Source organism: Microbacterium californiense (assembly GCF_047246625.1).
Lineage (GTDB): Bacteria > Actinomycetota > Actinomycetes > Actinomycetales > Microbacteriaceae > Microbacterium.
This window is the reverse complement of sequence record NZ_JBFOKQ010000001.1, coordinates 2,258,451-2,283,919: the sequence shown is the minus strand read 5'-3', so window position 1 is coordinate 2,283,919 and position 25,469 is coordinate 2,258,451. Positions and strand designations below refer to the sequence as shown.

Below are 25,469 nucleotides of genomic sequence, written 5' to 3'. Positions count from 1 at the left end.
TGATGTGGACGCTCCGTCCAGCATGAGCAAGCGTTATGGACAGAAAGTCCCCACCGCGTGAACGCCGCATGAACAATCCGTCCACACCGGTCGCGTATGGTGAGCGCTGTGTCCGACCTGTCCGATCTCACTCGCGCCGCTCTCGCGAGCCAAGACCCGGCAGCCGGGCTGGCTGCCGGGTTCGAGATGCTCCCCTGGCTCGGCGCGTCGATACACCGCGACCGCACCGCCGGTCGGTTCGCCCGATGGGGCCTCTCCACCGTGATCGACGAGAACACCGGAGCGCCCGTGATCTCCCGCCCCCTCTTCGACGACCTGCACCGCCGCGCCGGGCTCCGGGCCGTCTGGCCAGTGGGCAACGCCGGACTCGTGCACTGCTACGGCTACCTCCTCTCCCTGGCCGAGACGCCGTACGGCCTCAAGCGCGATCGCTGGATCGCCGGAGCGCTCGCCTCAGCCTGCGGTCTCCCTTCGGACGCGTTCCACCCCTGGACGAGTGACTCGACCCTGCTCGCGCGGGCGTCGGCCGCAGCATCCGCCCTCCTCTCGACCCCCGCGGCGAGCGCGACGGCCGAGATCGACGGACGCGCGACACGCGTGGCGCTGAGCGTCGCGAACGGCCCGGCGGCGCTCGCCTACACCGTCGCGCCCCGCACCGGTGCCGCACCACTGCTCGTGACGCTGTTCCCCGTCGCCGAGGCATCCGTCCCGCTCGGTGCGTTCACCACCGACCCGCGCCTCCGCTGGAACGCGGTCTGACGCGCCCGGGCGCTCCCGTCGCACGAGCGGTCGTTCTCAGCGCCGAGAAAGACCACTCGCGCGACCGGACGTGCGACGGCAGCGCGGTATGACGCGAACGCTCACCGGCGCGTGCGCCGAGCACCGGGGCCTGCTCGAGACGGCGCGGGACTGAGCGGTCGAGGGATCACGCCGCGCAGCTCTCGCCCCCGGCTCCCCACGACGCTCCGAACTCCTGCTGCCGCATCGCGGGACGCAGACGCTTCTCCATGTCGGGATCCACGAAGTAGTCCTTCAGAAGGTCTCCGGTCAGCTCATTGCCGATCGCCGCCATGATCATGGACTGGTCGAGCGACAGGTACTGCTCGGCGATCGTCCCGCTCCCCACGGCGACCGCGTCGTAGAATCCGCCGGGGCCGTAGACGTCGAGGTCGTCCTCCAGTCCCCGGAGGTTGCTCATCACCGCCTTGCGGTCGTAGGGCAGCGCGAGGAAGGACGCGTGCGGGGTCACCACTCCGTCGCCGAAGTCGGGCGATGGGCGGGCGCCGTCCGAGCACCCCGGCTTGTCGACATCCGCGTCGGTCCGCTCGACGTCGGAGGCGTAGCCGTCGGACCGGATCCCGGCGACGTCGACGCCGTATTCCCCGTACCCGCCGAACGGGTTGCTCGCCGGCGAGAATCCCCAGTAGCCGTACCCGGCGTCATCGAGCCCGTGCTTCTTCTGCACGGCGACGGTGATGGGGTGGTTGAGTCGCCACGACGTCGGGCCCCAGGTCGTCTCCGGGACGAGGAGGTCGGGCATCAACGCCTCGAACATGCTGCCGCCCCAGCTCGGCACGAACGACATGCCCTCGTACCGGTAGACCCCCTCCCAGACCTCGGCGCCGTCGTAGGTGCGATACTCCCCCTGCGGCAGCTGCTCCTGCCACGACCAGCCGCAACCCGGCGGCATCGTGCGCCGTGTTCCGTGCAGCGCCGTCGCCGGGATGTCGCCGTCGGCGATGCCGAGGTAGATCGCGATGCGACTCTCGCTCACCGTCGTGTCGTAGTAGTGGCAGGTGTAATACACGGTGTGACCGGGGTGGCCGTGCATCGCCGAAGCGACGCTGCAGTCCGGCGGCGCCGAATCCCAGAAGCCCCCGCGAATCGAGCCGCCGGGAAGGTCAGCCACCCCGATGGGGTCGAAGAAGGTGGAGAAGTCCATCGAGTCGTACAGGGCTTCGGCCCGGGCAGCGAGCAGCGGCTCCGCTCCGCGCACGATCCTCAGCGCGGCGGCCAGCCATCCGTTGTCCACCGAGCTGAGGAACGGATGAACGGGGTCGCCCGACCCCGGCCAGGACGTCAGCTTCTGGCCCGTCGTCGGGGAGTACCAGTTGTAGAACATCCCGCTCGCGTCATGGCGGTCGAGGTCGGCGAGCGTGTCGAGCGTGGCCGACATGCGGTCGCGGGCCTCATCGGCACCGATGAGGCCGAGGTCGCGCGCCGTCACGGTCGACCACAGGTATCCGCCGATATTGGTAGGCGAGGTATAGGCGCTGAGCGTCGCCAGATCGCCGGAGATGTGGTCCGCCGGCAGTCCCGTCCGCTCGTCGGTCATCGCCGTCAACGACCGCCAGGTGTCCTGCGCCCACCGATGCAGATCGGCGGAGTCCCTCTCTTCGGCATCCGCCGCCACCGGCCCGGCCAGGGTCAGACTGGCCATGACCAGACCGATCGTCGCTGCGGCGCCCATCCATCGTTTCATCGTTCCTCCTCGAGAGCACGTCGCCGACCATGCTCCCCAGCACCGCAAGACTTACATGCCGCCGGTCGGGGGACTCAATATGTGACATCGCGGCGTTCCCGTCGCACGAGTGGTCGCTCTTGGCAGCTGAGAGGGACCACTCGCGCGACCGGAGCGGAGGGTGCGCGACCGACCGTCCCCTCGTCCCGTCGCCCGAGCCGACCGCGGCATCCGTTTCCGGGCGTAGCCTGAAGGCATGACCGAGATCTGGAGCGACATCGCGAGCGAGTTCCTGCACCTGTACCCGACGGGCGCGCGGCTGCTCGCGGTCGCGGGGGCGGATGCCGAGCGCTCCCGTCGCGCGGCCGACGACCTCGCCGCGGCGCTCACTGCTACAGGTCACCGGGTCGAGCGCGCGCACACCGCCGACGGCGACGAGGAGGCCCTGCGCTCCGACGTGATCGCCCCGTTCCGCGCCGACCGCAGCGACCGCGTGCTGATCGTGTCGGGACCTGCGGCCCTCGTGAGCGCCAGCGCGCGCGGCCTGTGGAACTTCACGGTCTGGCAGCTCGCCGGCGACGAGCAGCCGCACACCGCGGCATCCGTGCTCGTCGACGTCACCGACCCGGACGCCCCGACCCGGCGCTTCGCCGACTACTGCGCCCTGCCCAGCGCCTTCGGCGCCTGACGCTTCCCGTCACGCCGCGGCTTCCCGTCGCGCGCCGCGGCTTCCCGTCGCACGAATGGTCGCTATGAGCGCGCATATCGGCCATTCGCGCGACGGGAGCAGTGCGATCACGCGATGGGATGAGCCGCCTCGGATGCCGGAGCGGATGCCGCGGCGTCAGGTGAACGAGGCCGCGACCGAGTTGCGGTGGTAGTCGAAGACGATGCTCGTGCGCGTCGAGGCGACGCTGCTCTGGGCCGAGAGGTGCTCGAGCACGAACTCGCGCATCTCGGAGGAATCGGCGACGGCGATGTGCAGGAGGAAGTCGTCGTCTCCGCCGAGGAAGAACACCTGGATCACCTGCGGCAGCGCCCGCACGCGATCGGCGAACTCGACGATGCTCTCGCGCCGGGCGCTGGGGCGCAGGCTCACGCCGATGATCGCCTGGAGTCCGGCGCCCAGCATCCGCTCGTCGACGCTGGCGTGGAACCCGGTGATGACGCCCCGCTCGAGGAGCGAGCGCAGGCGGGAGTGCGCGGTCGACGGCGCCACGCCGAGCGTGCTGGCGAGCTCGGCGTTGGTGCGGCGCCCGTCCTCCGCGAGGAGCGCGACGAGGCGCCGATCGATCGGATCGAGCGCCGGCGCCCGAAGGCTGTTCGGCTGATCGGGGTCGGCGGAGGTCTCCATGCGAATCATTATTCAGGATGTGGCCTCTGGGCGAATGATCTTCGCCAAATCTGTCGCTCGACAGATGTTTCTGCGATCCTTTCTGCATCCCGCCTCACCCATCCTGGAGGATCGATGAAGATCGGCGTACCCACCGAGGTCAAGAACAACGAGAACCGCGTCGCGCTGACCCCTGCGGGGGTCGACCGCCTTACCCACGAGGGCCACCGGGTGCTCGTCCAGGCGGGAGCCGGCCTGGGGTCGCGCATCGACGACGAGGCGTATCGCGCCGCGGGAGCCGAGATCGTCGGGTCCGCCGCCGAGGCGTGGGGCGAGGCCGATCTGCTCCTCAAGGTCAAAGAGCCGATCGCCCAGGAGTACGGGTTCCTGCGTGAGAACCTCACCCTCTTCACGTACCTGCACCTCGCAGCCGACCGGGCGCTCACCGAGGCGCTGGTCGCCGCCGGGACGACCGCCGTCGCCTACGAGACCGTGCAGCTGCCCGACCGGAGCCTGCCGCTGCTCGTTCCCATGAGCGAGATCGCCGGCCGGCTCTCGGTCACGATGGGGTCGTACTCGCTGCTGCGCTCGAACGGGGGTCGCGGCATGCTGCTGGGCGGCATCGCCGGCACGCCGCGGGCGAAGACCGTCGTGATCGGCGGCGGGGTCGCCGGGGAGCACGCCGCCGCCAATGCACTCGGCCTGGGGTCGAAGGTGACGGTCTTCGACATCTCCCTACCCCGCCTGCGCGAGCTCGAGCACCGGTACGGGGGCGCGCTCGAGACGCGGGCGTCGAGCCGCTACGACATCGCCGAGGAGTTGGCGACCGCCGACCTCGTGATCGGGTCGGTGCTGATCCCCGGCGCCGCGGCACCCAAGCTCGTGACCGACGACATGGTGGCCGGCATGAAGGCGGGCTCGGTGCTCGTCGACATCGCGATCGACCAGGGCGGATGCTTCGAGGGCTCGCGTCCGACCACGCACGACGACCCGACCTTCGCGGTGCACGACTCCATCTACTACTGCGTCGCGAACATGCCCGGCGCGGTGCCGGAGACGGCGACCCGCGCGCTGACCAACGCCACGCTCCCCTACGTCTCGGCGATCGCCGGCAAGGGATGGGAACGCGCCGCGACCGACGACCCGGCTCTCGCGAAGGGGCTGAACGTGCAGCACGGCCGCATCACGCTCGACGCCGTCGCACAGGCGCACGGTCTCTGACCGGTAAGAACCCGAGATCTTCGCGGCATTCACCCCCGCACAACGTTCGCGCCCCCGAGTACGCTCGTAGTCGTGACCGAACGCGCTCCTCTCTCCCGCAAACTGTCCGCGATCGCCGAGTCCGCGACCCTCAAGGTCGACGCGAAGGCCAAGGCCCTGAAGGCGGAGGGCAAGCCCGTCATCTCGTATGCCGCCGGCGAGCCCGATTTCGCGACGCCGCAGTTCATCGTGGATGCCGCGGCCGAGGCCCTCGCCGACCCCGCGAGCTACCGGTACACCCCCGCCGCCGGACTCCCCGCGCTGCGCGAGGCGGTCGCCGCCAAGACTCTGCGCGACTCCGGCCTCGAGGTCTCGCCGAGCCAGGTCATCGTCACGAACGGCGGCAAGCAGTCGGTCTACCAGGCGTTCCAGGCGGTCGTGAACCCCGGCGACGAGGTGCTCCTGCCCGCGCCGTACTGGACGACGTACCCGGAGGCGATCCGCCTGGCCGACGGCATCCCCGTCGAGGTGTTCGCCGGGGCCGACCAGGACTACAAGGTCACCGTGGAACAGCTCGAGGCCGCGCGCACGCCGCGGACCACCGCCCTCGTCTTCGTGTCGCCGTCGAACCCGACGGGCTCGGTGTACACCGCCGACGAGACCGCGGCGATCGGCCAGTGGGCGCTCGAGCACGGCATCTGGGTCATCAGCGACGAGATCTACCAGAACCTCACGTACGAAGGCGCCGAGGCGGTCTCGATCGTGCAGGCGGTGCCCGAGCTCGCGAACCAGACGATCCTCGTGAACGGCGTTGCGAAGACCTACGCCATGACCGGCTGGCGTGTGGGCTGGATGGTCGGCCCGGCCGACGCCATCAAGATCGCCGGCAACCTGCAGTCGCACCTGTCGAGCAACGTGAACAACGTCGCGCAGAAGGCCGCGATCGCCGCGCTGAACGGTCCTCAGACCGAGGCCGAGCAGATGCGCGAGGCATTCGACCGGCGCCGCCGACTGATCGTCGCGGAGCTGTCCAAGATCGACGGCATGGTCGTGCCGAACCCGCTCGGCGCGTTCTACGTGTATCCCGACGTGCAGGGCCTGCTCGGCCGCACGTGGGGCGGCGTCACCCCGACCTCCTCGCTCGAGCTGGCCGACCTCATCCTCGAGCAGGCCGAGGTCGCGGTGGTCCCCGGCGAGGCGTTCGGGCCCAGCGGATATCTGCGCCTGTCGTACGCCCTCGGCGACGACGCCCTGCTCGAGGGCGTCCAGCGACTGCAGCGCCTCTTCGCCTCCTGACGCGCTACTCCGGGGGGAAGCCGATCAGCCAGCGGATGCCGTAGCGATCCACGAGCGTGCCGTCGACGTCGCCCCACGGCCGGGTCTCCAGCGGCGTGATCACGCGGCCGTCGGCGGCGAGCGCGTCGAACCAGCGCGTGAGTGTCCCGGGATCCGCCGTTCCGAGCAGCGAGAGGAACATGCCGCCCATCTGCACGGCGTCGTCGTCTGCGCCGGCATCCGCTCCGGCGATGTCGACGACGCCGCGCAGCTCGCCGTGCGCGATTGCGTCGGCGGGGCCGTCGTGCCGCCCCATCTCGTCGTACGAGTGCAGCTGCAGCTCGCCGCCGAACACGGCTCGGTAGTCGGCGAACGCCTCTGCCGCGTTGCCCGGGAACAGGAGGTAGGGGGTCGGTGCGCTCATCCGGCGAGTGTACGCCCGGGTCGGGCGGCGGGTCCTACAGCTCGACGCCGACGAGCACCGGCTCGGGCTGCAGCACCAGGCCGAACTCGCTGTGCACGCGGCTCTGGATGAAGCGCGCGAGCTCCGCGACCTCCGCGGCGGTCGCCCCGCCCCGGTTGGTGAGGGCGAGGGCGTGCTTGGTCGACAGCGACGCGCGAGATCGCGGCAGCCGGAAGCCCTTGCGGATGCCCGCATGCTCGATCAGCCAGGCCGCGCTCACCTTCACGTCGGCGGGCTCGCGCCGGGGCGCCGGGACCAGCCCGTCGTAGGAGGCGAGCGGGATCACGGTCACGGCGTCGAGATCGGGCTGCACCGGCCAGCGCGGGCACTCCGGCGGCAGCGAGCGGGCCACCGCTTCGGGCACGATCGCGTTCTGGAAGAACGACCCCACGCCGTGGGTGTCGGGATCCTCCTCGTCCCACAGCATCCCCTTCGAGGCGCGTGTCGCGAGGATGCGCTCCCTCACCCAGGCCAGCGGCACGGGGCGGTCGTCGCTGAGGACGAGCGCGCGACGCAGCTGCTCCCCGCGGACCACGCGCTCGTGCGCGACCCGCAGGTCGAAGGTGACCGAGAGGATGACGGCCCGGCGCTGCGGCTCGCTGCCGTAGTGGTGCTTGAGGACGGAGGTGCGGAACCCGAGTCCGAGGTCGCCCGCCGGAACGGTCGACACCTCCCCGGTCGCCTCGTCGATGAGCTCGACCTCGACCAGGGTCTCCTGGATCTCCTGCCCGTAGGCCCCGATGTTCTGCACGGGCGCGGCGCCCACCGTGCCGGGGATGCCGCTCATGGCCTCGAGCCCCGCGTATCCGTGCTCGACCGCGTACGCGACGAGGTCGTCCCAGCCGTGCCCCGCCTGCACCCGCAGTCGGATGCGCCCCTCGTGGGGCGACGGGAGCTCGTCGATGCCCGTGGTGCGCACCCGGATGACGGTGCCCTCGAACTCGTCGTCGCCGACGAAGAGGTTCGATCCGCCGCCGAGCACGAACCACTCGTCGCCGCGGGTCCACGTCGCACGGAGGGCCTCGACCAGACCCTCGGTCGTCGTCGCCTCCAGCATCCGCTCGGGCGCTCCCCCGGTCTCGAGGGTCGTGAGGGCGGCGAGAGGGACCGGCGCGATCTCGTGCATGTCGGCGGCGCCCATCAGAGCGCGACGCGGAGCTGCGCCTTGACCAGCACCGTCGCCTCGCCGAACGTCACCTTCAGGTCGATGCGCATCGACGCCTCGTCGACGACGCCCACCGTCGCCACCACGTGCACGTCGGCCCCGTCGACCGGGTCGACGACGACCGGCTTGGTGAACCGGACGCCGTAGTCGAGGATGCGCGCCTGCGGGTCGAGGGCTGCGACGACCACTGACGACGCGAGGCCCATCGTGAGCATGCCGTGCGCGAGCACGCCGGGAAGCCCGACGGATGCCGCGACGTCATCGCGGTAGTGGATGGGGTTGAAGTCTCCGGAGGCCCCGGCGTAGCGCACCAGCGACTCGCGCGTGAGGTGCACCGTGCGCTCGGCGACCACGTCTCCGACCGAGTAGCCCATCACTCCCCCTCTCCGACCAGCAGGACGCTGGTCGCGGTCACGACATGGGCACCCTCGGCATCCGTGATCTCGGCCTCGCTCGTGATCATGGCGTTGCCGACCATCATCCGGATGCCGGTGACCCGCAGCTGCCCGCGGAGCTCGTCGCCCGCGACGATCGGACGCGTGTAGGCGAAGCGCTGCTCGGCGTGGATCGTGCGGGCGAGCACGATGCCGGAGTCGGGCTGGGCGAGCAGCTGCTGGAGCGTGTGGTCCTGGATCACCATCGCGAAGGTCGGCGGAGCGACCACGTCGGCGAATCCGGCCGCGCGGGCCGCCTCGACGTCGGCGTGCTGCGGGGCGTCGGCGAAGACCGCTCGCGCGAACTCGCGCACCTTCTCACGGCCGACCAGGTACGGGGGCGTCGGCGGGAACTCACGCCCGACCAGTTCTGTGTTCACTGCCACCCCTCGATCCTACCGAGGGGTCCTGACAGCGGACTCCGCGCGGGGCCGGGACAAAGTCCGGCCGCGGCTCAGTCCGAGGCGCGCGCCACCATGTTGAGGGTGACGCGGCTGGGCACGACCTTGACCCGGGAGGTGTGCACCACCGCGCCGTCCTGGTCGAGCGCGCGCTTGCGGATCACGATCAGCGGGTCGCGCTCGGGGCGGTCGAGCCATTCCGCCGTCTGCGCGTTCGTGAAGCCCACGTCGATCTCGCGGTACATCTCCGAGAACTCCACGCCGTAGACGTCGCGCAGCACCTGGTAGGTGGACGTGCCGTGATCGATGTGCCCGTCGAGCCCCGGATACCGGGTGAGCGAGTAGCGGCTGTCGTCGATGGAGAGGGGGATGTCGTCGAGCGCGAACACGCGCACCAGGTGGAAGACGGGCTCCCCCACCGCGATCTCCAGACGGCGCGCGTGCTTCTCCTGCGCCTTCACGACTTCCGCCTTCATGATGCGCCGCGACTTCAGCCCGTCGCCCACGACCTTGTCGGCGAAGCCGCCGACCGTCATCGTGCCCACGACCTCGCGCCGCGGGGCGACGAACGTGCCCCGGCCCTGCTGACGGTGGACGACCCCGAGCGCCTCCAGGTCGGCGACGGCGCGGCGCACCGTGATGCGGCTCACCCCGAAGCGCTCGCAGAGCTCGGGCTCCGAGGGGAGGCGCTCGCCCTCGGCGTACGTGCCGGCGTCGATCTCCCGCATGAGGAGGCTGCGCACCTGCTCGTGCAGAGGGGTCGATCCGACCGCGGACGACAGCTGGGTCACGTCGGCACCTCCCTGCTAGGGCGACGGATACCGTCGGAGCATCTGTGCGCGTGCGTCGTCCCCCGCATGCACAGGGTAGCCGAACGCACCCCGCAGCGTGCAGGCGAGCGCGCCGCTCGTCGCGGCGACGTCGAGGCACCCGGCGAGATCGGCGCCGGCCGCCTTCGCCGCGAGGAAACCGGTGATGAAGGCATCGCCGGCTCCCAGCGCGTCGACCGCCTGGACGGGACGGATGCCGACGGCATGACGCGCACCGCGCTCGAAGGCGCGGGACCCGCGGGAGCCGAGCGTGACGACCACCGAGTCGATGCCGCTCGCCACGGCCGCCGTTCCCAGGTCGTCGACCTGGTCGTCGGTGAGCCCGCCCCCGGAGAAGAAGCCCACGTCGACGTGCGCGCCGGTCGCCGCGACGATGGCACGATCCGCGTCGTCGGAGTAGTCGTACGACAGCAGGCTCCCGCGCTCGGCGATGCCGGCGAGCTCCGGCTCCAACGAGGAGTACACCGAGGTGTGCACCCGCGCGTATCCCGCGAGGTAGTCGTGGTCCGCCGCCGCCAGCCGCAGACGCAGATCCGCCTGCACGCCGCCGCGGTTCGACGCCACGAACCTCCGGTCGCCGTCCTCGTCCAGGGCGACGAACGCCATGCCGTTGGCGCCGTGCACCCGCCTGACCCGCTCGCGGTCCACGCCGACGTCGTCGAGCGTGTCGCGCAGGTGGTCGCCGAAGCGATCGTCGCCGATGATGCCGACGAACCCGGCTTCCCCTCCGAAGAAGAGCCGGCTGTACGCCGCCACGTTCAGGGCGTTGCCGCCCGGATACGCCAGGTCGTCGTCGAGGTAGCAGTCGAGGACGTTGTCGCCCACCCCCACCAGGGAGGGCGACGCGACGGCGGCGAGCGCCTCGCGGAGTTCCTGCTCGGTCACGGTCATCCCTTCACGCTCCCCGCCGCGACACCCGCGACGAAGTACCGCTGCAGCGCGATGAACACGGCCACGATGGGCAGGGCGGCGATCGTCAATCCTGCCAGCAGCACGCCCCACTCCGTCGACAGCGAATCGCGGAACGACATCAATCCAGCCGGGATCGTGCGCAGCGCGTCCGCATCGATGTACACGATCGCGAACAGGAACTCGTTCCAGGCGAAGTAGGCCGTCAGCACGGTCGCGGTCGTGAGCACCGAGGCGCTCAGCGGCAGGTACACGTGCCGGAAGACGCCCAGCGAACGGCATCCGTCGATCGTCGCCGCGTCCTCGAGCTCACGCGGGATGCCGAGGAACACCGAGCGGATCAGGAGGATGGCCATCGGCAGCCGGAAGGCGACGTACGGGAGGATCATCGCCCAGTACGTGTTCAGCAGGCCCATCGCATCGAGCAGCCGGTACAGCGGGATCAGACTCACCTGCGGCGCGACGACCAGGCCGCCCATCGCGACGACCAGGACCACGTTCGCGATCCGGCTCGACAGCCGCACCATGCCGTAGGCGCACAGCGCGGCGACAGCCACGGTGGCGATGGTGGAGACGATGGTCACGATCACCGAGTTCACGAAGTAGTCGGAGATGCCGCGGTCCCAGGCGGCCGCGTAGTTCTGGACGAGCCAGACCGACGGGAGCCCCCACGGGTCGGTGAAGATCTCCGACGACGATTTGAACGACGAGATCACCATCCACAGCAGCGGATAGGCGATCACGATCGCGTAGATCGCGAGGACGACATAGACGGGGAGACGCCCAAGGCGCTCCAGAGGACGCAGGCCGATGCTGCTCATCTCAATCCCTCCCGCTGCGGAACGACAGCATCTGCACGACGGAGAGCACCAGCGTGATCACGAAGATGAGGCTCGCGATCGCCGAGGCGTACCCCATCTGGTTCTGGAAGAAGCCCTGGTTGTACATGTACGTCGCCAGGACCTGCGTGGTGTTGCCCGGACCGCCCTTGGTCAGGATGTACGGCTCGTTGAAGACCGTGAAGGCGCCCGAGACGGTGAGGATCATGGCGACGAAGATCATCTCCTTCGCCTGCGGGACCGTGATGCTGAAGAACTGCCGGATGCGCCCGGCGCCGTCCAGCGCGGCGGCCTCGTAGTACTCCTCGGGGATCTGCTGGAGCGCGACGACGTACAGCATGGTGACATAGCCGATGCTCTGCCACTGCGACACCCCGATGACGGCGCCCATGGCCGTGTCGACGTCGGCCAGCCACGCGGTCTGCAGGTGCCCGAGGCCGATGAGCTCCAGCAGGGAGTTGAGCAGACCTCCGCGCGCGTTGTAGACGAAGGTGAACAGCAGGGCGATCACCGTCATGGAGATGACGGCCGGCAGGAAGTACACGCTGCGCAGGAACGCGCCCATCCGCTTGCCGAGCAGCCGCGTGAGCCAGGCGGCCACCACGAGGCTGCCGCCGACCTGGAACACGATCGACACGACCGCGTACAGCACGTTGTTGCCGATCGCCGTGGCGACCACGGGGTCGGCGAAGAGCCGGACGAAGTTGTCCAGCCCGACGAACCGCATCTCGCCCGCGCCGGCACTGAACGAGAAGAAGCCGAACGCCGCGTTCGCGACGAGAGGGTAGTACACGAACACCCCGATGAGGATGACCGCGGGAAGAACGTAGAGCAGGTTGGACCAGGCTCGTGATCGGGATCTCTTCATGGATCTCTTCCATAGGTGGAAGGGGCCGCCGGCGACAGGACGCCGACGGCCCCGAGGGGGGATCAGGACGCGTCGCGGACCCGCTGCGCCGCTTCCTGCACGGCCGCCATCACGCCCTCCGGCGTCTGCTGACCGCTGAGCATGAGCTGCGTCTCGGCGAGGTACGCCTGCACGATCTGCGGATCGTAGGCGTTGTCGAGCCACGTCGTCATGGCGGAGGCGTCGATGATGCCCTGGGCGAGCTCCTTCGAGATCTCCGGCACGTCGGCCTCCTGCACGGCATCCTTCACCGGGCTGAGCTCCCCCGCCCGCTCGGCGTAGGCGATGCCGTTGTCCTTGCTGAGCAGGAACTCGAGGAACCGCTGCGCCTCCTCCGGGTGCTTCGTGGTCTTCGAGATCGCGAAGCCCTCGGGCGCGCCGGTCAGCTCGTCGGGATCGCCCTTGCCGCCGTCGACGCCCGGGAAGTTGAACGTCCCGTACTCGAACTGCACGTCGCCGAGGTACCCCACCTCGGCGCTCTGCATGTACATGATCGGCGCCTCGCCGGCGATCCACGCGTTGCGCGCGATCTCATGGCCGACCGCGGTGAGATCCTCGTTCATGTACCCGGAGAGCTCCTGGAACCGCTCCAACGCCTCGACGTAGCCGGGATCGGTGAACTCGCCCGTCGCCGGGTCCTGATCGGCCTGGAACACCTCGGGGTCGACGACCCTCTGGTTGAGCGTGCCCACGTAGTGCGCGATCGTCCACTGCTCCTGCGCCCCGTACTCGATGGGGGTCTGCCCCGAGTCCTGGATGGCGTCGAGCACCTCGATGAACTCGTCCCAGGTGGTCGGCACGTCGAGGCCGAGCTCGTCGAAGACGTCCTTGTTGTAGAAGAACAGCTTCGACTGCATCCCCACCGGCAGTCCGTACTGCACGCCGTCCACCTCGAACGCCGTCAGCTGGCTCGGGTAGAAGCTGTCCGCGAACTCGGCGTCCTCCTCCAGCCAGGGCCCGAGGTCCATCAGAGCGTCGTTCGAGACGAGCTCGTCGACGAACGACCCGCTCCACGTGAACAGGACGTCGGGTGCGTTCGCCGATCCGGCGACGACCTTGACCTTGTCCTTGTACGCGTCGTTGAGCACGCTCTCGACGTTGACCTTGATGTCGGGGTTCTCCTTCTCGAACTCCGCCACCAGATCGCTGTAGTAGCTGTTCTTGGGCTCGTTGGGCCAGCGGTGGAAGAAGTTGATCTCCACCTGGCCGTCTGCGGCCCCGCTGTCGCCGCTCGCACAGGCGGCGAGCGGGAGGACGAGGGCCGAGGCGGCGGCAGCCGCCACAGCGATCCGGGTTGACTTTCGCATCGTTGCGATCCTTTCGTTCCTAGTACTCCATGCGCCACATGTAGCGGCGCACGGAGAGCGGGTGTCCGCGGTGATCGGCCAGCGCGTCGGCATAGGCGCGCAGGACGACGTTGAAGAGGAGATGCGCGAAGATGCCGCGCACCTCGGAGGCCACCGAGTCGAGGCCGAAGGACTCGGCGTCGATCACGAGCACGCGCTTCGAGTGCTTCGTGACGAAGTCCACGGCGCGCTGCTCGACCGGCCGGGTCTCGTCGAGGCCCAGGAGCGCGATGAAAGGCACGTCCTCCTCCGTGATCTCGAAAGGCCCGTGGAAGTACTCGCCGGCGTGGATCGCGGCCGAGTGCACCCACTGCATCTCCTGGAGCAGGCAGATGGCGAACGAATAGGCCGAACCGTAGTTCGAGCCGGCGGCCATCGTGTAGATCAGCGGGTCGCGACGCGAGGCATAGCCCCAGGCGTCGGCGTCCTCGCGGTAGGCGGCGCGGGCGTTCTCGGTGAGCACCGGGAGCTGCGCCACGGCCTCGTCGATCGCCGTGCCGATGCCGGCTTGCTCGCGGTCGTCGAGGATGCCGGCGACGAGGCGCAGGATGAGCGCGGGTCCCACGTGGGCCTCGCTCTTCCCCTCGCCGTGCTGGTAGGCGACGACGTACTCGGCGGCCTCGGCCAGCGGAGACGACGGGTCGAAGGTGAACGCGACCGTGAGCGCGCCGCGGGCGCGGGCGTGCCGGGCCGCCTCCACGGTCTCGGGCGTGGTGCCGGAGTGCGAGCACAGGATGACGAGCGTGCCGGCATCCACCCGCGACGAGGCGCGCGAGGTGAACTCGGCGGCATTGAGCGCGAGCGACTCGAGGGTCTTCGCCTTCGTGCCGAAGAGGTACTCGATGGGCTGCATGACCGCGTACGACCCTCCGCAGGCGGTCAGCACGACGCGGGAGATCTCGGTACGGGCGGCGACGGCCTGGCGGGCTTCGGCGACCTGGCTCTCGATCGTGGTGGAATCGACGAACAGTGCGGTGACAGACAAGATGGTCCTTTCTGGTGACCTTTTCCAGACGTCATAATACGTTATATGACGTCCTGTAATGACTGACCGTAGCGGAGTTCGCCCGACGTGTAAAGAGCACGCCCGGTTCTCATCCGGGTACTCGAACAGGGCACACATGAGCGGCCGTCGTCGCGGACGACGACACGACGTGCGGTCGAGGCCGGGTCAGGCCTTCTGGCGGCCGCGGATGGCCTTCAGCGCCATCTGCACGGCGATCACCACGAGATAGGCCGCGAACAGCAGGTTGCCGGCGGTCGGATCGATCAGGGTGGCGATCCAGGCGCCCAGCGCGGTCGTGGTGCATGCGGCGACGCCGATCAGCAGCGCGGCGAGCAGGTCGACGTTGCGATTGCGCAGGTTGCCGATCGTGCCGGACAACGCGGTGGGGATCATCATCAGCAGGGACGTCCCTTTGGCGACCAGATCGCTCGTGCCGAAGGCCAGCATGAGCACGGGGACGACGATCACTCCCCCTCCGACGCCGATCAGACCGGCGAGGATGCCCGTGCCCACGCCGACGCCGACGAGGGCGGCGGCGGTGCCCCAGGTCAGGTCGAACGCCGCGTCGCGCGACGGGATGACTAGGAACAGCGTCACGATCACGACCACGAGGAACCCCACGAAGCCCCACCGCAGCGCGGTCTGGGAGATGCGCGGGAGCAGCCGGGTGCCGATCTGCGCTCCCACGACGGCGCCGGCGGCGAGGATCAGCGCGGGGATCCACGCGACCGAGCCCGAGACCGCGTAGGAGACCACCCCGACGCTCGCCGTCGGGACGATCGCGGCGAGAGACGTGCCCGCGGCGAGGCGCTGGTCGAAGTGGAGCAGCAGCACCAGCAGAGGCACGATGACGGTGCCGCCGCCGACGCCGAAGAGGCCGGAGAGGAGGCCGGCGAGGAGGCCGATGCCGATGAAGGCGGCGTACGCCCGCGGTCCGCGAAAGGAGGTCGTCGCCGCGTCGTTCACAGTCATCCCTCCGGCGGCCCTGATCGATGGCCGCGACTCCGACAGCCTACCTCCGGCGTCGCGGCCGCCCGAACGCGAAGAGGCCCGCCATCCGCGGGGGATGACGGGCCTCTTCCGAGACGAGTGCGATTACTCGGACTTCTCCTCGGCCGGAGCCTCGGTGGTCTCCTCGGCCGGAGCCTCGGTGGTCTCCTCGGCGGGAGCCTCCTCGGCGGGAGTCTCCTCGACGACCTCGGCCGGCTTCTCGGCCTGGGGGGCCGTCGCCTTCTTGGTCGACTTCGCCTTGGGTGTGACGGGCTCGAGGACGAGCTCGATCACGGCCATGGGAGCGTTGTCGCCCTTGCGGTTGCCGACCTTCGTGATGCGGGTGTAGCCGCCCTCGCGCTCGGCGACGAGCGGTGCGATCTCGGCGAACAGCGTGTGCACGACTTCCTTGTCACCGATGACCGACAGCACGCGACGACGTGCGTGCAGGTCTCCGCGCTTGGCGAAGGTGATCAGACGCTCGGCGAGCGGACGGAGGCGCTTGGCCTTCGTCTCGGTCGTCTTGATCGACTTGTGGGTGAACAGAGCCGCCGCGAGGTTGGCAAGCAGCAGGCGCTCGTGGGCGGGGCCGCCTCCGAGGCGGGGACCCTTGGTGGGCTTGGGCATAATCGTCTAACTCCTGGTCAGAAAGGGTCGGTTATCAGAAGGACTCGTCGTCGTTGCCGCCGTAGAAGTGGGCGCCGTCGAAACCGGGCACCGAATCCTTGAGCGACAGACCGAGCGAGATGAGCTTGTCGCGCACCTCGTCGACCGACTTCTGGCCGAAATTGCGGATGTTCATGAGCTGCGTCTCCGACAGGGCGACGAGCTCGGAAACGGTGTTGATGCCCTCGCGCTTGAGGCAGTTGTACGACCGGACCGACAGGTCGAGGTCCTCGATCGGCATCGACAGCTCGCTGGAGTTCACAGCCTCCACCGGCGCCGGGCCGATCTCGATGCCCTCGGCCTCGACGTTCAGCTCGCGGGCGAGACCGAACAGCTCGGTGAGCGTCTTGGCGGCCGAGGCGACGGCGTCGCGGGGGCTGATCGCCGACTTGGTCTCGACGTCCAGCACCAGCTTGTCGAAGTCGGTGCGCTCCCCGGCACGGGTCGCGTCGACGCGGTAGCTGACCTTGAGCACCGGCGAGTAGATCGAGTCGATCGGGATCTGACCCGCCTCGGCGTACTCGTTGCGGTTCTGCGTCGCGGAGACGTAGCCACGGCCGCGCTCGATGGTGAGCTCGAGCTCGAACTTGGCGGTGTCGTTGAGCGTCGCGATGACGAGCTCGGGGTTGTGCACCTCGACACCGGCCGGAGCCGAGATGTCGGCGGCGGTCACTTCGCCCGCACCGGTCTTGCGCAGGTAGGCGGTGATCGGCTCGTCGCGCTCCGAGGAGACGACCAGCTGCTTGATGTTGAGGATGATCTCGGTGACATCCTCCTTCACGCCGGGGATGGTGCTGAACTCGTGCAGCACGCCGTCGATGCGGACGCTGGTGACAGCGGCGCCGGGGATCGACGACAGCAGGCTGCGACGCAGCGCGTTGCCGATCGTGTATCCGAAGCCGGGCTCCAGAGGCTCGATGATGAACCGGCTCCGGTTCTCGACGATCTTTTCCTCGGTGAGTGTGGGACGCTGTGCAATGAGCACTCTGTGTTCCTTTCGATCACATGACCGCTATATGACATGTGGTGGGTGAGGTCTTGAGTTGTGGAAGTCGATGCCCGCATGCGGGCGTGCGAGCCGCTCGGCCCGTCCGCTCATCGAGGAGCGGGACGGACCGAACGGCTCACGAGCCGGATCAGACGCGGCGGCGCTTCGGCGGGCGGCATCCGTTGTGCGCCTGCGGGGTGACGTCCTGGATCGAGCCGACCTCGAGGCCTGCGGCCTGCAGCGAGCGGATCGCGGTCTCGCGGCCGGAGCCCGGACCCTTCACGAAGACGTCGACCTTCTTGACGCCGTGCTCCTGCGCCTGACGCGCAGCGGACTCGGCCGCCATGCCTGCGGCGTACGGGGTCGACTTGCGGGAGCCCTTGAAGCCCACGCCACCCGACGACGCCCAGCTGATGACAGCGCCGGACGGGTCGGTGATCGAAACGATGGTGTTGTTGAACGTCGACTTGATGTGGGCCTGGCCCAGCGCGATGTTCTTCTTCTCCTTGCGGCGCGGCTTGCGCGCGGCGGCCTTGGGTGCAGCCATGAAAATGTTCTCCTAGTCCCTGGGGCCGCTGCTTAGCGGGCCTTCTTCTTGCCGGCGACGGTGCGCTTCGGGCCCTTGCGGGTACGGGCGTTGGTCTTGGTGCGCTGACCGCGGACCGGGAGACCACGACGGTGGCGGATGCCCTCGTAGGAGCCGATCTCGACCTTGCGGCGGATGTCTGCGGCGACCTCGCGGCGCAGGTCACCCTCCACCTTGTAGTTGCCTTCGATGTAGTCGCGGAGGGCGACGAGCTGCTCGTCGCTGAGGTCCTTCACGCGGATGCTCTCGTCGATCTCGGTCGCCTTGAGGATCTCGACCGAGCGGGTACGGCCGACGCCGTAGATGTAGGTAAGGGCGATCACCACGCGCTTGTCGCGCGGGATGTCAACGCCGGCAAGACGTGCCATGCGGTTCTCCTGGATGTTGTGGAGGTATGGAACAGGATCGGTGCCCGGGCCTCCGCCCCGAGGTGTCCTCTCCGGCGGTCTCCCGCCGGAGGATCTGATCCTGCCGTTGTGTATTGAGTTGTCAGATTGCGCGAGTCCTGCTCACGCAGCCCGGGGCGATCAGCCCTGGCGCTGCTTGTGACGCGGGTTGCTCTTGCAGATCACCATGACGCGGCCGTGGCGGCGGATCACCTTGCAGTGGTCGCAGATCGGCTTGACGCTGGGGTTGACCTTCATGTTGTTTCCTGTTCGCTGTCTTCGTACCGCCCCGGAGGGCAGGCCGTTACTTCTCGACCGATCAGCGGTAGCGGTAGACGATGCGGCCGCGGGTCAGGTCGTAGGGGCTGAGCTCCACGACCACGCGGTCCTCGGGGATGATGCGGATGTAGTTCTGCCGCATCTTTCCTGAGATCGTTGCCAGAACCTTGTGTCCGTTGGTGAGCTCAACGCGGAACATCGCGTTGGGCAGAGCCTCCGACACGACGCCCTCGATCTCGATGACACCGTCTTTCTTAGCCATAGCCTCGCTGACGCTTCTGCAGACCGGTCGATCTGCGGTGGGTGGATGGGTTCGGTACGGGCCTCGTCGGACACGCCGAACCAAGGCGCAAAGCACCAAAGATCTATGTTAGACGACGCCGAGGCATCCGGCAAATGGAGCGCCGGCCGCACGGAGTGTCGGGATCACGCGGGAGGGGCGGGCCCGACCGGACCCGCCCCTCCCGTCGTGCACAGTCCGATCAGCCGAGGATCTCGGCGAACCGGGTCTGGATGTCGGCGTTCTCGATCCGCTCGCCGTTGATCTCCACGGTCGGCGTGCCCTGGATCTCGTGCGCGCTCGTCTGGTCGCCCACGAAATCCATGTACGTTCCGTCGGCGATGCAGTCCGCCGCCGCGCCGGCACCGGCCTGCTCGGCGAACGACGCGAGCTCCTCGTCGGTGTATCCGGCGGTGTTCTCCTGCGGCTGGTTGGCGAACATGTAGTTGAAGAAGTCGAGGAACGAGTCGGGCGCGTTCTCCGCGACGCAGTACGCCGCTCCGCCCGCACGCGTCGAGTACTTCGTGTTCTGCGAGTAGCGGTCGAGGATCGAGACCGGGTGCAGGTTCAGGGTGATCTCGTCGTTGGCCGCAGCGGTCTGCAGCTGCTCGCCGTAGGCCTGCTCGAACTGGCCGCAGACCGGGCACATGAAGTCGACGTACACGTCGATCTCGTCCTCGCCGGACCCGAAGCTGACCGCGCCGGTCTCCTCGTTGACGATGTCGCTCGTCGGAGCGACACCGGGGGCCGTGGCCTGGTTGTTCAGGAAGACCACGAGACCGCCGAGCACCACCAGCACCACGACGACGGCGATGGACACCCCGATCGCGAACCAGTTGGTGTTGCTCTTCGCCGCTGCCATTGTCATCCGTTCTCTCGGTATCGCCGCATGTATGCGGACGCAAGTACTTTGCGATTTTCCTGCATCAGCCTATGGGCTTCGTGTGAGGCCACCCGGATCCCGCCGGCGCTCGGAGAGCCCTGCCCGCCGTCAGGCGAGCGGCACCGGCGTCACGCCGAAGGGGGCGAGACCGGCCGCTCCCCCGTCGGGTGCCGTCAGCACCCAGACGCCGCCCTCGTGACGCGCAACGCTGTGCTCCCAGTGGGAGCCGTCGCTGCCGTCGACCGTGGAGACCGTCCAGTCGTCGTCCTCGATGAAGGTCGCCTCGCCGCCGGCGGTGACCATGGGCTCGATCGCCATCACGAGCCCGGGCTTGACCTCGGCGCCCGGGTCGGGCGTGCGGTAGTTGAAGACGCTGGGCGCCTCGTGCATCTTGCGACCGATGCCGTGGCCGACGTACTCCCGGAGGATGCCGTAGGTCTCCCCCGACACGGCCGAGGGGCCCTGCGCTTCGATGTAGTCCTGGATCGCGGCGCCGACGTCGCCGAGATGACGCGCCGTCGCCAGAGCGGCGATGCCGGCCCACATCGATCCCGCGGTCACGCGGGAGAGCTCCTCGCGGTTCGCGATGACGTCGGGGCGCGTGGAGTCGGGAACGACCACGGTGATCGCGCTGTCGCCGTTCCAGCCCTGGTACTGGGCGCCGCAGTCGACCGAGACGATGTCGCCGGGCTGCAGCACCCGCTCCCCGGGGATGCCGTGCACGACCTGCTCGTTGACCGACACGCAGAGCGTGTGGTGGTATCCGCGCACGAGCTGGAAGTTCGGCTCGGCGCCGCGGCCGCGGATGACGCGCTCGGCCTCGGCGTCGAGCTCGAGCGTCGTCACGCCCGGTCGGATCAGAGGACGCACCGCGTCGAGCGCGGCGGCCGTGATCAGCCCCGGCTCGATCATGGATCGCAGCTGCGCCGGGGTCTTGTAGATCGAGCGGCGGAACATGGTCGGCGGCTCAGACGGCGACGCGGAGGCCGCGGGCGTCGAGCGCCGCGAGGATCCGCTGGGTGACCTCGTCGAGGGAACCGGTGCCGTCGACGCGGTCGACGATGCCCTTCTCCTCGTACAGGTCGATGATCGGCGCCGTCTCCTGCTCATAGATGTCGAGGCGGTGGGCGATGCCCTCCTCGGTGTCGTCGGAGCGCCCCTGCTCGATGGCCCGGAGGCTCAGACGCGACATGCTCTCCTCGCGCGGCACGTCGAGCAGGACCACCGCGTCGAGGCTCTCGCCGCGTCCGGCGAGGAACTCCTCGAGGTGACCGACCTGCGCCGTGTTGCGCGGGTACCCGTCGAGGATGAAGCCGTTCGCCGCGTCGTCCTGCGCCAGGCGGTCGCGGACGATCTCCCCGGTCAGCTCGTCCGGCACGAGGTCGCCGCGGTCGAGGATCGCGGTGACCTTCTGCCCGAGCTCGGTGCCGCCCTTGATGTTGGCGCGGAACATGTCGCCGGTGGAGACCACCGGGATGCCGAACGTCTCGGCGAGGCGCACGCCCTGCGTGCCCTTCCCGGAGCCCTGCGGGCCGACGATCAGGAGGCGAGCGGATGCCGTCATCGGAGGAGCCCTTCGTAGTGACGCTGCTGCAGCTGGGCGTCGATCTGCTTGACCGTCTCGAGACCCACGCCGACGATGATGAGGATCGATGCGCCGCCGAACGGGAAGTTCTGGTTGGCGCCGACCGTCGCGAGGGCGATGAGCGGGATGAGGGCGATCAGGCCCAGGTAGATCGAGCCTGGCAGCGTGATGCGGGTGAGCACGTAGTCGAGGTACTCGGCGGTCGGACGACCGGCGCGGATGCCGGGGATGAAGCCGCCGTACTTCTTCATGTTGTCGGCGACCTCGACCGGGTTGAACGTGATCGCCACGTAGAAGTAGGTGAACCCGATGATGAGCAGGAAGTACGCCGCCATGTAGATCGGGTGGTTACCCGTGGTGAAGTAGGTGCTGATCCAGGTGACCCACGGCGCGGGCGTGGAGCCGTCCTGCGGGGTGTTGAACTGGGCGATCAGCGCCGGGATGTACAGCAGCGACGACGCGAAGATGACCGGGATCACGCCGGCCATGTTGACCTTGATCGGGATGTAGGTGTTGGTGCCGCCGTACGTGCGACGACCCACCATGCGCTTGGCGTACTGCACGGGGATGCGTCGCTGCGACTGCTCGACGAAGACGACGAGCCCCATCACGATGATCCCGACGAGCAGCACCAGCAGGAACACCTCGAAACCGCGGGTCTGCCAGATGAGGGCCATGGCGCCGGGGAACGTGGCGGCGATGGAGGTGAAGATGAGGAGCGACATGCCGTTGCCGATGCCGCGCTCGGTCACGAGCTCGGCGAACCACATGATCAGGCCGGTTCCGGCGGTCATCGCCATGATGATGAGCAGCTGCGCCCACCAGACATCGTTCGTGAGCAGGTTCTGGCAGGCCGCGAGATCGGTCGTGCCGAACAGCTGGCCGCTGCGGGCGACCGTGACGAGCGTCGTCGACTGCAGCAGGGCGAGGGCGATGGTGAGGTAGCGGGTGTACTGGGTCAGGCGGGCCTGGCCTGCCTGGCCTTCCTTGTGCAGCGCCTCGAAGTGCGGGATGACCACGCGGAGCAGCTGCGTGATGATGGTCGCCGTGATGTACGGCATGACGCCGAGCGCGAAGATCGACAGCTGGAGGAGCGCGCCGCCGGAGAACAGGTTCACGAGACCCAGCAGGCCCTCGGTGCCGGCGTTGGCCGCCAGGCACTCCTCGACGTTCGGGAAGTTCACGAACGGAGCCGGGACGTTGGAGCCGAGCCGGTAGATGGCGATGATGGCCAGAGTGAAACCGATCTTCCGACGAAGGTCGGGCGTGCGGAAGATCCGCGCGATGGCGCTAAACAAGGACGTTCCTCCTGAAAGGGGTTGCCGTGACTGATCGACGGCTGAGAGACCAGCGTAACCTAAAGCCGCATCTCGGCATCCGTATGCGAAGAAGGGGCCGGAGGAACTCCGACCCCTTCTGCACGGTGGTTACTTGACGGAACCGCCCGCTGCCACGATCTTCTGCTCGGCGGAACCCGAGACCTTGTCGACCGCCACGGTGAGCTTCACGGCGATGTCGCCGTTTCCGAGAACCTTGACCTTCTCGTTCTTGCGAACGGCACCCTTGGCGACCAGGTCGCTCACGGTGACGTCGCCACCGCTCGGGTACAGCTCCGCGAGCTTCTCCAGGTTCACGACCTGGTACTCGACGCGGAACGGGTTCTTGAACCCGCGCAGCTTCGGGGTGCGCATGTGCAGCGGCATCTGCCCACCCTCGAAGCCGACGCGAACGGTGTTGCGCGCCTTGGTGCCCTTGGTTCCCCGGCCCGCGGTCTTACCCTTGGAGCCCTCACCGCGACCGACACGGGTCTTCGCGGTGTTGGATCCGGGGACCGGACGCAGGTGGTGCACCTTCAGGACACCGGGGCGGGATGCCGGAGCATCCGCCTTCGGCGCAGCCTTCTTGGCGGCCGGCTTCTTGGCGACGGCCTCGGCCGGAGCGTCGGACGCCGCAGCCTTCGCCGGAGCCTTCTTGGCCGCGGGCTTCTTCTCGGCGGCGGCCTTGGGGGCCGCGGCCTTCTTGGTGGCCTTCTCGGCCTCGACGGCCTCGTTCTTCTCAGCCATTAGTCGATCTCCTCAACCTTGACGAGGTGGGCGACGGTCTTGACGTAGCCGCGCGTCTGCGCGTCGTCGGGGCGGACGGTGCTGTCACCGATCCGCTTGAGACCGAGGCTGCGCAGCGTGTCGCGCTGGTTCTGCTTCTCGCTCACCTTGGACTTGATCTGCGTGACCTTGAGCCGGGCGGCCATCAGGCACCTACCTTCTGTGCGGCGATGGCGTCTGCCTCCGCACGGACGAGACGCGCAGGTGCGACCTGGTCGAACTCGAGGCCACGACGCGCGGCGACCGCACGGGGCTCCTCGAGCTGCTTCAGAGCCTCCACCGTCGCGTGCACGATGTTGATCGTGTTCGACGAACCGAGGGACTTCGACAGCACGTCGTGGATACCGGCGCACTCGAGCACGGCGCGGACCGGACCACCGGCGATGACACCGGTACCGGCGGCCGCCGGGCGCAGCAGCACGACACCGGCCGCGGCCTCACCCTGCACGGGGTGCGGGATGGTGCTCGCGACGCGGGGCACGCGGAAGAAGTTCCGCTTGGCCTCTTCGACACCCTTCGAGATCGCCAGGGGGACCTCGCGGGCCTTGCCGTAGCCGACGCCCACCAGACCGTTGCCGTCGCCGACGACCACGAGAGCGGTGAAGCTGAAGCGACGACCACCCTTCACGACCTTCGAGACGCGGTTGATGGTGACGACGCGCTCCAGGAACTGGTTGTCGCCACGGTCGCGCGAGTTGCGGTCGCGTCCACCCTGGTTGCGGTCGCGGCCGCCGCGGCGACCGTCCCGCTGGTCACGAGTCGGCTCGGCCTGCGCAGTGCCGGCCGCCGTCTCGGAAGTGGCAGCAGCCGCTTCGGTCACTTCGTTCTCCTTGTTGTCACTCACAGTGCCAGCCCCCCTTCACGGGCGCCTTCGGCGATGGCGGCGACTCGACCGGCGTAGCGGTTGCCGCCACGGTCGAACACAGCCTCGGAAACGCCGGCGGCCTTCGCACGCTCGGCGACGAGCTCGCCGACCTTGCGGGCCTTGGCGGTCTTGTCACCCTCGAAGCCGCGCAGGTCGGTCTCGAGCGTCGAGGCCGACGCCACGGTGTGACCCTTGCTGTCGTCGACGAGCTGCACGAAGACGTGGCGGGCCGAACGGTTGACGACGAGGCGCGGACGCACCTCGGTGCCGACGACCTTCTTGCGAAGGCGGGCGTGACGACGCGCGCGGGCGTCAGACTTTGACTTGAGAGCCATGGTTACTTACCACTCTTTCCGGCCTTGCGACGCACGACCTCGCCGGCGTAGCGCACGCCCTTGCCCTTGTACGGCTCGGGCTTGCGGATCTTGCGGATGTTGGCGGCTGCCTCGCCGACAGCCTGCTTGTCGATCCCGCTGACGGTGAGCTTGTTGGTGCCCTCGACCGTGAGCGTGATGCCGGCGGGCGGGTCGATCAGGACCGGGTGCGAGAAGCCCAGGGCGAACTCGACCGAGCTGCCCTTCTGCTGCACGCGATAACCGGTGCCGACGACCTCGAGACCCTTGGTGTAGCCCTGGGTCACGCCGATGATGTTGTTGTTGATGAGCGTGCGGGTCAGGCCGTGGAGCGACCGGGACTCGCGCTCGTCGTCGGGGCGGGTGACGAGAACCTGGTTCTCCTCGACCGCGACCTCGATGGGGCTGGCCACCGTGAGGGTGAGCTCACCCTTGGGGCCCTTCACCGCGACCTCACGGCCGTTGACCGAAACGGTCACGCCCGCGGGAACGTCGATGGGAAGTCGTCCAATACGCGACATTTCGAATTACCACACGTAGGCGAGAACTTCTCCGCCCACGCCCTTCTGCTCTGCCTGACGGTCGGTGAGGAGACCGGAGGAGGTGGACAGGATGGCCACGCCGAGTCCGCCGAGGACGCGCGGGAGCTCGGTCGACTTCGCGTAGACGCGGAGGCCGGGCTTCGAGACGCGCTTGATGCCCGCGATGGAGCGCTCACGGTTCGGGCCGTACTTCAGCGTCAGGGTGAGGTTGGTGCCCACGCGAGCGTCGGTGGTCTCCCAGCCGGCGATGTAGCCCTCCTGCTGGAGGATCTCGGCGATGTGCGTCTTCAGCTTGCTCGACGGCAGGGTCACGGAATCGTGGTGCGCCGAGTTCGCGTTGCGCAGACGGGTCAGCATGTCTGCGACCGGGTCTGTCATTGTCATGGTGTTGTTCC

Annotated in this window: 33 protein-coding genes; 4 read left to right on the top strand and 29 right to left on the bottom strand. The window is 68.7% G+C overall.

All coding sequences use genetic code 11. The features are described from left to right. Nucleotides 1-108: 108 nt before the first annotated feature. Complete coding sequence (locus AB3M82_RS10960; RefSeq protein ID WP_412957916.1) at nt 109-759, top strand: amino acid deaminase; 651 nt, start codon at nt 109-111, stop codon at nt 757-759. 166 nt (nt 760-925) lie between these two features. On the opposite strand, the gene AB3M82_RS10955 is transcribed toward AB3M82_RS10960, so the two are convergent. Next, the gene (locus AB3M82_RS10955; RefSeq protein ID WP_412957915.1) at nt 926-2,482 is read right to left on the bottom strand and encodes a glucoamylase family protein; all 1,557 of its coding nucleotides are present in this window, start codon (nt 2,480-2,482) and stop codon (nt 926-928) included. Between the two features lie 235 nt (nt 2,483-2,717). On the opposite strand from AB3M82_RS10955, the gene AB3M82_RS10950 reads away from it, so the two are divergent. Continuing rightward, entirely contained in the window at nt 2,718-3,149 is a 432-nt protein-coding gene (locus AB3M82_RS10950; RefSeq protein WP_412957914.1) for a hypothetical protein, read from the top strand. 156 nt (nt 3,150-3,305) lie between these two features. Here the strand turns inward: AB3M82_RS10950 and AB3M82_RS10945 are convergent, their stop codons facing one another. Next, the gene (locus AB3M82_RS10945; RefSeq protein WP_412957913.1) at nt 3,306-3,824 is read right to left on the bottom strand and encodes an Lrp/AsnC family transcriptional regulator; all 519 of its coding nucleotides are present in this window, start codon (nt 3,822-3,824) and stop codon (nt 3,306-3,308) included. A 105-nt stretch (nt 3,825-3,929) separates the two neighbouring features. Between AB3M82_RS10945 and ald the strand changes: the two genes are divergently transcribed. Together ald and AB3M82_RS10935 are read left to right on the top strand one after the other, a co-directional pair. After that, nucleotides 3,930-5,015, top strand: coding sequence for an alanine dehydrogenase (gene ald / locus AB3M82_RS10940; protein ID WP_412957912.1), 1,086 nt, complete (start codon nt 3,930-3,932; stop codon nt 5,013-5,015). A gap of 72 nt (nt 5,016-5,087) precedes the next feature. After that, complete coding sequence (locus AB3M82_RS10935) at nt 5,088-6,290, top strand: pyridoxal phosphate-dependent aminotransferase (RefSeq protein WP_412957911.1); 1,203 nt, start codon at nt 5,088-5,090, stop codon at nt 6,288-6,290. A gap of 4 nt (nt 6,291-6,294) precedes the next feature. On the opposite strand, the gene AB3M82_RS10930 is transcribed toward AB3M82_RS10935, so the two are convergent. From AB3M82_RS10930 to rpsH, 27 genes are all read right to left on the bottom strand, one after another. Next, nucleotides 6,295-6,693: a VOC family protein gene (locus tag AB3M82_RS10930; RefSeq protein WP_412957910.1), complete on the bottom strand. Its 399-nt coding sequence runs from the start codon at nt 6,691-6,693 to the stop codon at nt 6,295-6,297. A 34-nt stretch (nt 6,694-6,727) separates the two neighbouring features. Continuing rightward, a complete protein-coding gene (locus AB3M82_RS10925) occupies nt 6,728-7,858 on the bottom strand; it encodes a UDP-N-acetylmuramate dehydrogenase (RefSeq protein ID WP_412958038.1) in 1,131 nt (376 codons plus the stop codon). Nucleotides 7,859-7,872: 14 nt separating this feature from the next. Continuing rightward, entirely contained in the window at nt 7,873-8,271 is a 399-nt protein-coding gene (locus AB3M82_RS10920) for a MaoC/PaaZ C-terminal domain-containing protein (RefSeq protein WP_412957909.1), read from the bottom strand. Then, nucleotides 8,271-8,717 carry an FAS1-like dehydratase domain-containing protein gene (locus tag AB3M82_RS10915; RefSeq protein WP_412957908.1) on the bottom strand — a complete coding sequence of 149 codons (447 nt, stop codon included), beginning with the start codon at nt 8,715-8,717 and terminating at the stop codon, nt 8,271-8,273. Before AB3M82_RS10915 ends, AB3M82_RS10920 begins: the two co-directional genes overlap by 1 nt. Before the next feature lie 68 nt (nt 8,718-8,785). Then, nucleotides 8,786-9,523, bottom strand: a complete 738-nt coding sequence (locus AB3M82_RS10910) for a GntR family transcriptional regulator (RefSeq protein WP_412957907.1) — start codon at nt 9,521-9,523, stop codon at nt 8,786-8,788. Between the two features lie 15 nt (nt 9,524-9,538). After that, nucleotides 9,539-10,453: a PfkB family carbohydrate kinase gene (locus tag AB3M82_RS10905; protein WP_412957906.1), complete on the bottom strand. Its 915-nt coding sequence runs from the start codon at nt 10,451-10,453 to the stop codon at nt 9,539-9,541. Next, entirely contained in the window at nt 10,450-11,292 is an 843-nt protein-coding gene (locus tag AB3M82_RS10900) for a carbohydrate ABC transporter permease (protein WP_412957905.1), read from the bottom strand. Before AB3M82_RS10900 ends, AB3M82_RS10905 begins: the two co-directional genes overlap by 4 nt. Before the next feature lies 1 nt (nt 11,293). Continuing rightward, nucleotides 11,294-12,178 (bottom strand): carbohydrate ABC transporter permease, encoded by an 885-nt coding sequence (locus AB3M82_RS10895; protein ID WP_412957904.1) that lies wholly within the window; start codon nt 12,176-12,178, stop codon nt 11,294-11,296. A gap of 62 nt (nt 12,179-12,240) precedes the next feature. Further along, a complete protein-coding gene (locus tag AB3M82_RS10890; protein ID WP_412957902.1) occupies nt 12,241-13,524 on the bottom strand; it encodes an ABC transporter substrate-binding protein in 1,284 nt (427 codons plus the stop codon). Between the two features lie 19 nt (nt 13,525-13,543). After that, a complete protein-coding gene (locus AB3M82_RS10885; RefSeq protein WP_412957900.1) occupies nt 13,544-14,548 on the bottom strand; it encodes an SIS domain-containing protein in 1,005 nt (334 codons plus the stop codon). 186 nt (nt 14,549-14,734) lie between these two features. Further along, a complete protein-coding gene (locus AB3M82_RS10880) occupies nt 14,735-15,541 on the bottom strand; it encodes a sulfite exporter TauE/SafE family protein (protein WP_412957898.1) in 807 nt (268 codons plus the stop codon). Between the two features lie 123 nt (nt 15,542-15,664). Next, the gene (rplQ, locus tag AB3M82_RS10875; protein ID WP_412957896.1) at nt 15,665-16,186 is read right to left on the bottom strand and encodes a 50S ribosomal protein L17; all 522 of its coding nucleotides are present in this window, start codon (nt 16,184-16,186) and stop codon (nt 15,665-15,667) included. Nucleotides 16,187-16,220: 34 nt separating this feature from the next. After that, the gene (locus tag AB3M82_RS10870) at nt 16,221-17,210 is read right to left on the bottom strand and encodes a DNA-directed RNA polymerase subunit alpha (protein ID WP_412957895.1); all 990 of its coding nucleotides are present in this window, start codon (nt 17,208-17,210) and stop codon (nt 16,221-16,223) included. A 151-nt stretch (nt 17,211-17,361) separates the two neighbouring features. Further along, the gene (gene rpsK / locus AB3M82_RS10865) at nt 17,362-17,760 is read right to left on the bottom strand and encodes a 30S ribosomal protein S11 (RefSeq protein WP_045249905.1); all 399 of its coding nucleotides are present in this window, start codon (nt 17,758-17,760) and stop codon (nt 17,362-17,364) included. Nucleotides 17,761-17,792: 32 nt separating this feature from the next. Further along, complete coding sequence (gene rpsM, locus AB3M82_RS10860; protein ID WP_243229806.1) at nt 17,793-18,167, bottom strand: 30S ribosomal protein S13; 375 nt, start codon at nt 18,165-18,167, stop codon at nt 17,793-17,795. A gap of 159 nt (nt 18,168-18,326) precedes the next feature. After that, nucleotides 18,327-18,443, bottom strand: coding sequence for a 50S ribosomal protein L36 (rpmJ, locus tag AB3M82_RS10855; RefSeq protein WP_005050492.1), 117 nt, complete (start codon nt 18,441-18,443; stop codon nt 18,327-18,329). Between the two features lie 61 nt (nt 18,444-18,504). Further along, nucleotides 18,505-18,726: a translation initiation factor IF-1 gene (infA, locus tag AB3M82_RS10850; RefSeq protein ID WP_005050493.1), complete on the bottom strand. Its 222-nt coding sequence runs from the start codon at nt 18,724-18,726 to the stop codon at nt 18,505-18,507. Nucleotides 18,727-18,946: 220 nt separating this feature from the next. Beyond that, entirely contained in the window at nt 18,947-19,612 is a 666-nt protein-coding gene (locus AB3M82_RS10845; RefSeq protein WP_412957892.1) for a DsbA family protein, read from the bottom strand. Between the two features lie 123 nt (nt 19,613-19,735). Then, nucleotides 19,736-20,584: a type I methionyl aminopeptidase gene (gene map, locus AB3M82_RS10840; RefSeq protein ID WP_412957890.1), complete on the bottom strand. Its 849-nt coding sequence runs from the start codon at nt 20,582-20,584 to the stop codon at nt 19,736-19,738. 10 nt (nt 20,585-20,594) lie between these two features. Then, nucleotides 20,595-21,191 carry an adenylate kinase gene (locus AB3M82_RS10835; protein WP_412957888.1) on the bottom strand — a complete coding sequence of 199 codons (597 nt, stop codon included), beginning with the start codon at nt 21,189-21,191 and terminating at the stop codon, nt 20,595-20,597. Then, nucleotides 21,188-22,510 carry a preprotein translocase subunit SecY gene (gene secY / locus AB3M82_RS10830; RefSeq protein WP_412957886.1) on the bottom strand — a complete coding sequence of 441 codons (1,323 nt, stop codon included), beginning with the start codon at nt 22,508-22,510 and terminating at the stop codon, nt 21,188-21,190. The genes AB3M82_RS10835 and secY overlap by 4 nt, the downstream gene beginning before the upstream one ends. Before the next feature lie 129 nt (nt 22,511-22,639). Further along, nucleotides 22,640-23,275, bottom strand: coding sequence for a 50S ribosomal protein L15 (gene rplO, locus AB3M82_RS10825; RefSeq protein WP_412957884.1), 636 nt, complete (start codon nt 23,273-23,275; stop codon nt 22,640-22,642). Continuing rightward, nucleotides 23,275-23,460, bottom strand: a complete 186-nt coding sequence (gene rpmD, locus AB3M82_RS10820; protein ID WP_067121122.1) for a 50S ribosomal protein L30 — start codon at nt 23,458-23,460, stop codon at nt 23,275-23,277. The genes rplO and rpmD overlap by 1 nt, the downstream gene beginning before the upstream one ends. After that, complete coding sequence (gene rpsE / locus AB3M82_RS10815) at nt 23,460-24,158, bottom strand: 30S ribosomal protein S5 (protein ID WP_412957882.1); 699 nt, start codon at nt 24,156-24,158, stop codon at nt 23,460-23,462. Before rpsE ends, rpmD begins: the two co-directional genes overlap by 1 nt. Then, nucleotides 24,155-24,514 carry a 50S ribosomal protein L18 gene (rplR, locus tag AB3M82_RS10810; protein ID WP_096715099.1) on the bottom strand — a complete coding sequence of 120 codons (360 nt, stop codon included), beginning with the start codon at nt 24,512-24,514 and terminating at the stop codon, nt 24,155-24,157. The genes rpsE and rplR overlap by 4 nt, the downstream gene beginning before the upstream one ends. 2 nt (nt 24,515-24,516) lie before the next feature. Further along, nucleotides 24,517-25,053: a 50S ribosomal protein L6 gene (gene rplF / locus AB3M82_RS10805; RefSeq protein ID WP_412957880.1), complete on the bottom strand. Its 537-nt coding sequence runs from the start codon at nt 25,051-25,053 to the stop codon at nt 24,517-24,519. A gap of 6 nt (nt 25,054-25,059) precedes the next feature. Continuing rightward, entirely contained in the window at nt 25,060-25,458 is a 399-nt protein-coding gene (gene rpsH / locus AB3M82_RS10800; protein ID WP_412957878.1) for a 30S ribosomal protein S8, read from the bottom strand. Nucleotides 25,459-25,469: the final 11 nt, after the last annotated feature.

What these genes read in the sequence shown, in the direction of transcription:
- AB3M82_RS10955 (WP_412957915.1), bottom strand. Translation starts at nt 2,482, where the DNA reads ATGAAACGATGGATGGGCGCCGCAGCGACGATCGGTCTGGTCATGGCC.
- AB3M82_RS10950 (WP_412957914.1), top strand. Translation starts at nt 2,718, where the DNA reads ATGACCGAGATCTGGAGCGACATCGCGAGCGAGTTCCTGCACCTGTAC.
- AB3M82_RS10945 (WP_412957913.1), bottom strand. Translation starts at nt 3,824, where the DNA reads ATGATTCGCATGGAGACCTCCGCCGACCCCGATCAGCCGAACAGCCTT.
- ald (WP_412957912.1), top strand. Translation starts at nt 3,930, where the DNA reads ATGAAGATCGGCGTACCCACCGAGGTCAAGAACAACGAGAACCGCGTC.
- AB3M82_RS10930 (WP_412957910.1), bottom strand. Translation starts at nt 6,693, where the DNA reads ATGAGCGCACCGACCCCCTACCTCCTGTTCCCGGGCAACGCGGCAGAG.
- AB3M82_RS10925 (WP_412958038.1), bottom strand. Translation starts at nt 7,858, where the DNA reads ATGCACGAGATCGCGCCGGTCCCTCTCGCCGCCCTCACGACCCTCGAG.
- AB3M82_RS10920 (WP_412957909.1), bottom strand. Translation starts at nt 8,271, where the DNA reads ATGGGCTACTCGGTCGGAGACGTGGTCGCCGAGCGCACGGTGCACCTC.
- AB3M82_RS10905 (WP_412957906.1), bottom strand. Translation starts at nt 10,453, where the DNA reads ATGACCGTGACCGAGCAGGAACTCCGCGAGGCGCTCGCCGCCGTCGCG.
- AB3M82_RS10900 (WP_412957905.1), bottom strand. Translation starts at nt 11,292, where the DNA reads ATGAGCAGCATCGGCCTGCGTCCTCTGGAGCGCCTTGGGCGTCTCCCC.
- AB3M82_RS10895 (WP_412957904.1), bottom strand. Translation starts at nt 12,178, where the DNA reads ATGAAGAGATCCCGATCACGAGCCTGGTCCAACCTGCTCTACGTTCTT.
- AB3M82_RS10890 (WP_412957902.1), bottom strand. Translation starts at nt 13,524, where the DNA reads ATGCGAAAGTCAACCCGGATCGCTGTGGCGGCTGCCGCCGCCTCGGCC.
- AB3M82_RS10880 (WP_412957898.1), bottom strand. Translation starts at nt 15,541, where the DNA reads ATGACTGTGAACGACGCGGCGACGACCTCCTTTCGCGGACCGCGGGCG.
- rplQ (WP_412957896.1), bottom strand. Translation starts at nt 16,186, where the DNA reads ATGCCCAAGCCCACCAAGGGTCCCCGCCTCGGAGGCGGCCCCGCCCAC.
- rpsK (WP_045249905.1), bottom strand. Translation starts at nt 17,760, where the DNA reads ATGGCTGCACCCAAGGCCGCCGCGCGCAAGCCGCGCCGCAAGGAGAAG.
- rpsM (WP_243229806.1), bottom strand. Translation starts at nt 18,167, where the DNA reads ATGGCACGTCTTGCCGGCGTTGACATCCCGCGCGACAAGCGCGTGGTG.
- rpmJ (WP_005050492.1), bottom strand. Translation starts at nt 18,443, where the DNA reads ATGAAGGTCAACCCCAGCGTCAAGCCGATCTGCGACCACTGCAAGGTG.
- infA (WP_005050493.1), bottom strand. Translation starts at nt 18,726, where the DNA reads ATGGCTAAGAAAGACGGTGTCATCGAGATCGAGGGCGTCGTGTCGGAG.
- AB3M82_RS10845 (WP_412957892.1), bottom strand. Translation starts at nt 19,612, where the DNA reads ATGACAATGGCAGCGGCGAAGAGCAACACCAACTGGTTCGCGATCGGG.
- map (WP_412957890.1), bottom strand. Translation starts at nt 20,584, where the DNA reads ATGTTCCGCCGCTCGATCTACAAGACCCCGGCGCAGCTGCGATCCATG.
- AB3M82_RS10835 (WP_412957888.1), bottom strand. Translation starts at nt 21,191, where the DNA reads ATGACGGCATCCGCTCGCCTCCTGATCGTCGGCCCGCAGGGCTCCGGG.
- rplO (WP_412957884.1), bottom strand. Translation starts at nt 23,275, where the DNA reads ATGGCTGAGAAGAACGAGGCCGTCGAGGCCGAGAAGGCCACCAAGAAG.
- rpmD (WP_067121122.1), bottom strand. Translation starts at nt 23,460, where the DNA reads ATGGCCGCCCGGCTCAAGGTCACGCAGATCAAGTCCAAGGTGAGCGAG.
- rplR (WP_096715099.1), bottom strand. Translation starts at nt 24,514, where the DNA reads ATGGCTCTCAAGTCAAAGTCTGACGCCCGCGCGCGTCGTCACGCCCGC.
- rplF (WP_412957880.1), bottom strand. Translation starts at nt 25,053, where the DNA reads ATGTCGCGTATTGGACGACTTCCCATCGACGTTCCCGCGGGCGTGACC.
- rpsH (WP_412957878.1), bottom strand. Translation starts at nt 25,458, where the DNA reads ATGACAATGACAGACCCGGTCGCAGACATGCTGACCCGTCTGCGCAAC.